The organism is Micromonospora sp. NPDC049580, from assembly GCF_040675595.1.
GTDB lineage: Bacteria > Actinomycetota > Actinomycetes > Mycobacteriales > Micromonosporaceae > Micromonospora.
Genome location: NZ_JBFAPG010000353.1, coordinates 1 through 6,729, shown reverse-complemented (window position 1 = coordinate 6,729; position 6,729 = coordinate 1). Strand labels below are relative to the sequence as shown.

Below are 6,729 nucleotides of genomic sequence, written 5' to 3'. Positions count from 1 at the left end.
GTCCGCCTGCCGGGGCGTACTGCTGTCCCGTGCCCGCGAACCCACCTGAGCCGCCGTCCGAGCCGTAGGGTCTGAGCCGCCTGAGCCGCCAGCGGCAGAGCCGCCCGAGCCGCTGAGCCGTCAACCCGTCGGCGCCAGCGCGCCCCGGTCGTCGACCCGGCGTAGCACCAGCTCGGCCAACTCCGGCGCATCCGTGAGCGGGGCCGCCACCGCCACCGCACCGGCCGCCCGAGCCGAGTCGGCCACCGCGTCGTGGAACAGGCCCGGCGCGAGGAAGTACGCGGACACCGCCACCCGGCGCGCGCCGGCCGCCCGCAGCCGGGCCACGGCCACACCGGTCGCCGGTGGGGCCGCCGAGGCGTACGACACCCGGCAGGGCACCCCGAACTCCGCGCCGAGCGCGTCCGCCACCCGGCCCACCGAACCGCGCGCCCGGGCGTCCCGGGTGCCCGCGGCGGCCAGCACCAGCGCGTCGAAGCGCCCCGGGCCAACCTCGACGAGCCGACGGCGCAGCCCCGCCAGCAACGCCGGCGACACCGTTCCGTCCGCCGGGCCAAGCACGTCGGTCACCCGTACCGCCAGTGGGGGCCCGGCCTCCGTCGCGGCGGCGACGGCCGCCGGAATGTCCACCCGGTGGTGGTACGCGGCGGTCAGCAGCAGTGGCACGACCACCGCACGGGGATGCCCGGCCTCGGCCAGCCTGCGCAGCACCTCGGTCGGTCCCGGCTCGGTGTGGTCCAGCCAGCTCGCCCACACCGACAGGCCGGGCCGGGCGGCCGACACCGCCCGGGCCAGCGCCCGGGTGGCCTCGGCCGCTCGTGGATCCCGGCTGCCGTGTGCGACAAGCACCACCGGGGCCGCCCCGCCGGCCGCAACCGGGCCGGTCGGGGTCGTCGGTGACGGGGTCAGACGTGCAGCCCGCACTCGGTCTTCTCGAACATGGCCCACCGCCCGGCCCGCGGGTCCTCGCCGGCCTTCGTCCGTCGGGTGCACGGCCAGCAGCCGATCGAGCCGTAGCCCTGCTTGAACAGCTCGTTGACCGGGACGTTCCAGCGGGCGATGTAGGCGTCCACGTCCGCCTGCGACCAGGCCGCGATCGGGTTGACCTTGACCTTGCCGCGCCGCGCGTCGAACGTCACCACAGGCGTGTTGGCACGGGTCGGCGACTCGTCCCGGCGCAGGCCGGCGGCCCAGGCGTCGTACCCGGACAGCGCCCGCTCCAGCGGCTCCACCTTGCGCAGCTGGCAGCAGTCGTCCGGCGACTTGTTGAACAGTCGCGGACCGTACTGGCCGTCCTGCTGCCCCACGGTGAGCCGGGGCCGGATCGACCGGACGTTCACCGGCAGCGTCCGGGCCACCTCGTCGCGCACCCGCAGTGTCTCCGGGAAGTGCAGACCGGTGTCGAGGAAGACCACGTCCACCCCCGGGGCGACCCGGGACACCAGGTGGGCCAGGACGGCGTCGGCCATCGAGCTGGTGACGCAGAAGCGGTCACCAAAGGTCTGCGCCGCCCAGCGGGCGATCTCCAGGGCGGGGGCGCCCTCCAGGTCCTGAGCCGCCTGCTCGGCCAGCGTCCGCAGCTCGTCCGGGCTGCGCCCGGCCGGGTCGGTCGAGGTCTGAGCGCCCGGACCGACCAGGCGCAGGCTCGCGGCGGAGACGAGACTCATCGGGTCACCGCCCGGGAGAGCAGCCCGGTGAACTTCACCGAGAAGACCCGTGCGCAGGCGTGGCACTCCCAGGCGCCGTGCCCCGCCTCGTGCGGCCGTAGGTCCTCCTCGCCGCAGTACGGGCAGTACAGGGGTGCCGCTCGGTTCTCGCTGCTCATCGCAGTTCCTCCTCGTCGACTCTGATCACCCAGTTGGCGAACGTCTCGCCCTCGCTCCGCCCGGCCAGGTAGCGACGGGCCAGCCGTTCCACGTACTCCGGAAGCTCGTCGGCGGTGGTCTTCAGACCGCGCAGCTTGCGGCCGAAACCAGCCTTCTGCCCCTGCGCCATGCCCAGCCCGCCGCCCAGGTGCACCTGGAAGCCCTCCACCTGGCGGCCGTCCGGGCCGACCACCAGCTGGCCCTTGAGGCCGATGTCGGCGACCTGCGTGCGGGCACAGGCGTTCGGGCAGCCGTTGATGTGGATCGAGATGTCCGCGTCGAAGTCGCGCAGCCGCTGCTCCAGCCGGGCCACCAGCTCCTCGCCGCGGGCCTTCGTCTCGACGATGGCCAGCTTGCAGTACTCGATGCCGGTGCACGCCATCGTGCCGCGTCGCCAGGCCGACGGCCGGGCCTCCAGCCCGATCCCGCGCAGCGCGTCGACAAGCGACTCCGTCCGCTCCGACGGCACGTCGAGCACCAGCAGCTTCTGGTACGGGGTGAGCCGCACCCGGTCGCTGCCGTGCGCCTCGACCACGTCGGCCAGCTGGGCGAGCTGCCCACCGGAGACCCGCCCGACCACCGGGGCGGCCCCCACGTAGTGCCGCCCGTCGGCCTGCTCGTGCACGCCCACGTGGTCGACCGGCTTCGCCGGCAGCTCCGGGGCGGGACCGTCGAGCAGCGTACGGCCCAGGTACTCCTTCTCCAGGACCTCCCGGAAACGCTCCACGCCCCAGTCGGCCACCAGGAACTTCAGCCGGGCCCGGTTACGCAGCCGGCGGTAGCCGTAGTCGCGGAAGATCCCGACCACGCCGGCCCACACGTCCGGCACCTCGGCCAGCGGCACCCAGACGCCGAGCCGCTGGGCGAGCATCGGGTTGGTGGAGAGCCCGCCACCGACCCAGACGTCGAAGCCCGGCCCGTGCTCGGGGTGGTCGACGCCGAGGAAGGCGATGTCGTTCGACTCGTACGGGGTGTCGACCAGCCAGGAGATGGAGGTCTTGAACTTGCGGGGCAGGTTGGAGAACTGCTTGTCCCCCACGTACCGGGAGACGATCTCGTCGATCGCCGGGGTCGGGTCGAGCAGCTCGTCGCGGGCCACCCCGGCGACCGGGCTGCCCAGCACGATCCGTGGGCAGTCGCCGCAGGCCTCGGTCGTCTGCAGGCCGACCGACTCCAGCCGACGCCAGATCTCCGGCATGTCCTCGACGCGGATCCAGTGGTACTGGATGTTCTGCCGGTCGGTGATGTCGGCGGTGTCCCGGGCGAACTCCCGCGAGATGTCCGCGATCACGCGCAGCTGAGCCAGGCTGAGCTGGCCGCCGTCGATGCGGACCCGGAGCATGAAGAACTCGTCCTCCAGCTCGTGCGGCTCCAGCACGGCGGTGCGCCCGCCGTCGATGCCCGCCTTGCGCTGGGTGTAGAGGCCCCACCAGCGGAAACGGCCGCGCAGATCCTGCGGGTCGATGGAGGCGAAGCCGCGGTGCGCGTAGATGTTCTCGATGCGGGCCCGGACGTTGAGCGGGTCGTCGTCCTTTTTGATCCGCTCGTTGGGGTTGAGGGGCTCGCGGTGGCCGAGCGCCCACTGACCCTCACCCCGGGGCCGGCGTGGCGCCCGGGCCGGGCGGGCCGTCGGGTCCTCGGAACGGGCCGGGATGCTGCTGACCGCCATCGCGGCGTCCTCCGTTGTCTGCTGTGCCTCGGGCTACGCGGGGCGCGGCGGCCGGCCCGCGTAGCGGGCGGGACAACGGTGTCTTCAGACAGCCGGCGCGGAGCGCGCCCGAGACGGATTGGTCGGGCGTCGTCAGTAGGCCGGACAGATCGCGCTGCGCACGCGGCCGTAATCGACGTGGCGACGAGCCACGAAGCGGCGGACGACTGCGGCGGTCATAGGCCCATGCTGCCACACCCCATGGGGGCCGGCCAATGTCCGCGTGCTGGATCCCACATCACGGGCCGGAGGTCAGCCGACCAGCTGGTCACCCAGGACAGTTCGGGCATAACGCACCACCCGACCCTGCCGTACGCCGGCGACCAGGCCGTTGTCCCGCAGTGTGGTGAGGTGGTGCGACGCGGTCGCCGGCGCGAGGCCCAGCAGCGCGGCCAGCTCGCCGGTGCTCAGCGGCGAGTCGAGCAGGGCGAGCGCCGCCGCCCGCGTACCGCCGAGGAGAGCGCTCAGCGCCGCGCTGGGCGGCGGCGCATCCCACAGCCCGCCCAGCCCGGTGGGCGGATAGCAGAGGGCGGGCCCGGCGTCGCCCTCCGTGATCGCGTGCACCGTCGGCCCGGAGAACGCGGTGGGCAGCAGCGTCCACGGGCGTCCGTCCAGGCCGGTCGGGCGGGTCGTGCCGACGGCGACTCGCAGCGCCGCGCCGTCCCACCGGATCAACGGGTGCAGCTCGCGGAGCAGGGTGCGCCCACCCTGCTCGGCGGCGAGTAGCGTCCGCCGCCGGATGTCGGCCAGCGCGAGCGCCCGCAGCCGGGGCCAGTCCGGTGCGATCAGCAGGGTGAAGTACCTGTGGAGCTGCGCGACCAGCTCGTCCGGGGCCAGCCGGGGTGCGCCGGCCCGCTCCAGTTGCCGCCGCACCCGGGACGGGTCGGTGCCGGCGACCGCCCGCAACTCGGCGGCCAGGTTCGGCGCCGCCCCGACCGGGGTGAGGAAATCCGGCACGTAGCCGTTGGACGACCGGAGCACCGCCAACAGCGGTTCCAGACCGGCATCCGGCAGCAGCCGCTCCGCGCGCTCCCGCCACGGGCGGTGCATCCAGTACTTCGCGGGCTTGCGCAACGCACAGGAGCTGGCCACCAGCTCGGCCAGCGGCGAGTGCACGAACCGGACCCGGCTCAGGTCGTCGGGCGAGAACCGAACCTCGATCACCTATGGATTCGACCACGTTCGAACGGTTCGGCGACAGCGCGGGGCGGCCCGAGGATCCTGGTATGGAGTACAGGCAACTGGGCCGGTCGGGCCTGCGCGTCAGCGCGGTCGCGTACGGCAACTGGGTCACCCACGGCAACCAGCTCGACGACGACGCGGCCGCCGCGTGCGTGGCCGCCGCCCTGGACGCGGGCATCACCACGTTCGACACCGCCGACCGGTACGCCCAGGGGCGGGCCGAGGAGGCGTTGGGCAGGGCGCTGAGCGGCGTCCGGCGCAGCTCGATCGAGCTGTGCACGAAGGTGTGCCTGCCGGTCGGGCCGGGGGCCAACGACGCCGGGCTGTCCCGCAAGCACGTCATCGAGAGCTGTCACGCCTCGCTACGCCGGCTGGGCACCGACTACATCGACCTCTATCAGGCGCACCGGTACGACGACAGTGTGCCGCTGGAGGAGACGATGCTGGCCTTCGCCGACCTGGTCCGTCAGGGCAAGGTGCTCTACGTCGGCGCATCCGAGTGGACCGGCCCGCAGCTGCGCGCGGGAATGCGGCTCGCCGCCGAGCTGCACCTCCCGTTCATCGCCAACCAGCCGCAGTACTCGATGCTGTGGCGGGTGGTGGAGGCCGAGGTGTCGCCCGCCTGCGCTGACCTCGGCCTGGGCCAGCTCGCCTGGTCGCCACTGGCGATGGGCGTGCTGACCGGCCGGTACGAACCGGGCGGCCGTCCGCCCGCCGGCTCCCGGGCCACCGACGGCTTCGGTGGCTCGTTCATCGCCCGCTACTCCTCGGATCTGCTGCTCTCCCGGGTACGCCAGCTCCGGCCGATCGCCGAGGCCGCCGGCTGCACGATGGCCCAGTTGGCGGTGGCGTGGGTGCTGCGCCGTCCGACGGTGGCGGGCGCGATCGTCGGCGCGTCCCGGCCCGAGCAGCTCGCCGAGACGGCACGGGCCGCCACGGTACGGCTCGACGACGAGCTGATGGCCCGGATCGACGCCGTACTCGACGAGCTGGTGGAGCGTGATCCGGCGAAGACCGCCCGTCCGAACGACGTGATGCCCGCCTGGCGCCCACCGCCTGCCGCCGGCTGACGCCCACGGCGGGGGTGGCCGTGGCAGGCTCGGGCCGTGGGGCAATTGTCCGAGAGGTCGGTTGGGACGGCGTGGGAGCACCTGCGCCGCCTGCCGGTCTGGCTCCCCCCGGCGCTGTTGACCCTGGCGGTGACAGTGGCCGGGCTGGGCTCCGCCCAGCTCTGGCGTGACGAGCTGGCGACCTGGAGCGCGGCCACCCGCTCGCCCCGCGACCTGGCCCGCCTGGCCGGCACCATCGACGCCGCCACCGGGCCGTACTACCTGCTGATGCACGGCTGGACCAGAGTCTTCGGCGACTCCACCATCGCCCTGCGGGTACCGGCCGTGCTGGCGATGACCGCAGCCGCCGGGTTGCTCGCCGTGCTCGGCGCGCAACTCGTCGACCGGCGTGCCGGCCTCTTCGCGGGGCTGCTGTTCGCGGTGCTCCCCGGCACCTCCCGCTACGGCCAGGAGGCCCGCCCGTACGCGCTGGCCACCATGCTCGCGGTGCTCGCCACCCTGCAGCTGGTGACCGCGCTGCGTCGACCGAGCTGGGCCCGTTGGGCCGGTTACGCCGTCGCCGTCGCCGCGCTCGGGCTCATCCATCTGATCGCGCTCACCCTGCTCGCCGCGCATGCGCTGGTCGTCGTCATCACCTGGTGGCGTGGCCCGGCCGCCGCCGGCATCGCCTCGCCGGTCGCCGGGACCACGCCGACCCACCACACCGCGCCGGTCCACCACACCACCCCGACCCACGACAGCGCGCCGACCCACGACAATGCGCCGGTCCACGACAATGCGCCGACCGCCCGTCCCGGCGGCCGGGACGGGCGGATTTGGCGGTGGGTGATCGCCCACCCCAGGAAGAAACCGGACAGCGACGTGATGCCGATGACGAAACCCTGGCGGTATCCGCTGATCGCGA

Annotated in this window: 7 protein-coding genes; 2 read left to right on the top strand and 5 right to left on the bottom strand. The window is 73.8% G+C overall.

All coding sequences use genetic code 11. The annotated features are described in order from the left end of the window. Nucleotides 1-120: 120 nt before the first annotated feature. The 5 genes from AB0J68_RS23670 to AB0J68_RS23650 form a co-directional block, all read right to left on the bottom strand. Nucleotides 121-909: a CbiX/SirB N-terminal domain-containing protein gene (locus tag AB0J68_RS23670; RefSeq protein WP_355063792.1), complete on the bottom strand. Its 789-nt coding sequence runs from the start codon at nucleotides 907-909 to the stop codon at nucleotides 121-123. After that, the gene (locus AB0J68_RS23665) at nucleotides 906-1,667 is read right to left on the bottom strand and encodes a phosphoadenylyl-sulfate reductase (protein ID WP_355063653.1); all 762 of its coding nucleotides are present in this window, start codon (nucleotides 1,665-1,667) and stop codon (nucleotides 906-908) included. The genes AB0J68_RS23670 and AB0J68_RS23665 overlap by 4 nt, the downstream gene beginning before the upstream one ends. After that, the gene (locus tag AB0J68_RS23660) at nucleotides 1,664-1,825 is read right to left on the bottom strand and encodes a hypothetical protein (protein ID WP_167517323.1); all 162 of its coding nucleotides are present in this window, start codon (nucleotides 1,823-1,825) and stop codon (nucleotides 1,664-1,666) included. Before AB0J68_RS23660 ends, AB0J68_RS23665 begins: the two co-directional genes overlap by 4 nt. After that, entirely contained in the window at nucleotides 1,822-3,534 is a 1,713-nt protein-coding gene (locus AB0J68_RS23655) for a nitrite/sulfite reductase (RefSeq protein WP_354858472.1), read from the bottom strand. Before AB0J68_RS23655 ends, AB0J68_RS23660 begins: the two co-directional genes overlap by 4 nt. A 291-nt stretch (nucleotides 3,535-3,825) precedes the next feature. Beyond that, entirely contained in the window at nucleotides 3,826-4,737 is a 912-nt protein-coding gene (locus AB0J68_RS23650) for an ArsR family transcriptional regulator (protein WP_354858469.1), read from the bottom strand. A 62-nt stretch (nucleotides 4,738-4,799) separates the two neighbouring features. On the opposite strand from AB0J68_RS23650, the gene AB0J68_RS23645 reads away from it, so the two are divergent. Both AB0J68_RS23645 and AB0J68_RS23640 read left to right on the top strand, forming a co-directional pair. Beyond that, complete coding sequence (locus tag AB0J68_RS23645; RefSeq protein ID WP_354858468.1) at nucleotides 4,800-5,825, top strand: aldo/keto reductase family protein; 1,026 nt, start codon at nucleotides 4,800-4,802, stop codon at nucleotides 5,823-5,825. A gap of 36 nt (nucleotides 5,826-5,861) precedes the next feature. Beyond that, on the top strand, nucleotides 5,862-6,729 hold an 868-nt coding region (locus AB0J68_RS23640; RefSeq protein WP_363940500.1), incomplete at its 3' end, for a glycosyltransferase family 39 protein.

Coding starts and splice junctions, on each gene's coding strand:
- AB0J68_RS23665 (WP_355063653.1), bottom strand. CDS start 1,667: ATGAGTCTCGTCTCCGCCGCGAGCCTGCGCCTGGTCGGTCCGGGCGCT.
- AB0J68_RS23660 (WP_167517323.1), bottom strand. CDS start 1,825: ATGAGCAGCGAGAACCGAGCGGCACCCCTGTACTGCCCGTACTGCGGC.
- AB0J68_RS23655 (WP_354858472.1), bottom strand. CDS start 3,534: ATGGCGGTCAGCAGCATCCCGGCCCGTTCCGAGGACCCGACGGCCCGC.
- AB0J68_RS23645 (WP_354858468.1), top strand. CDS start 4,800: ATGGAGTACAGGCAACTGGGCCGGTCGGGCCTGCGCGTCAGCGCGGTC.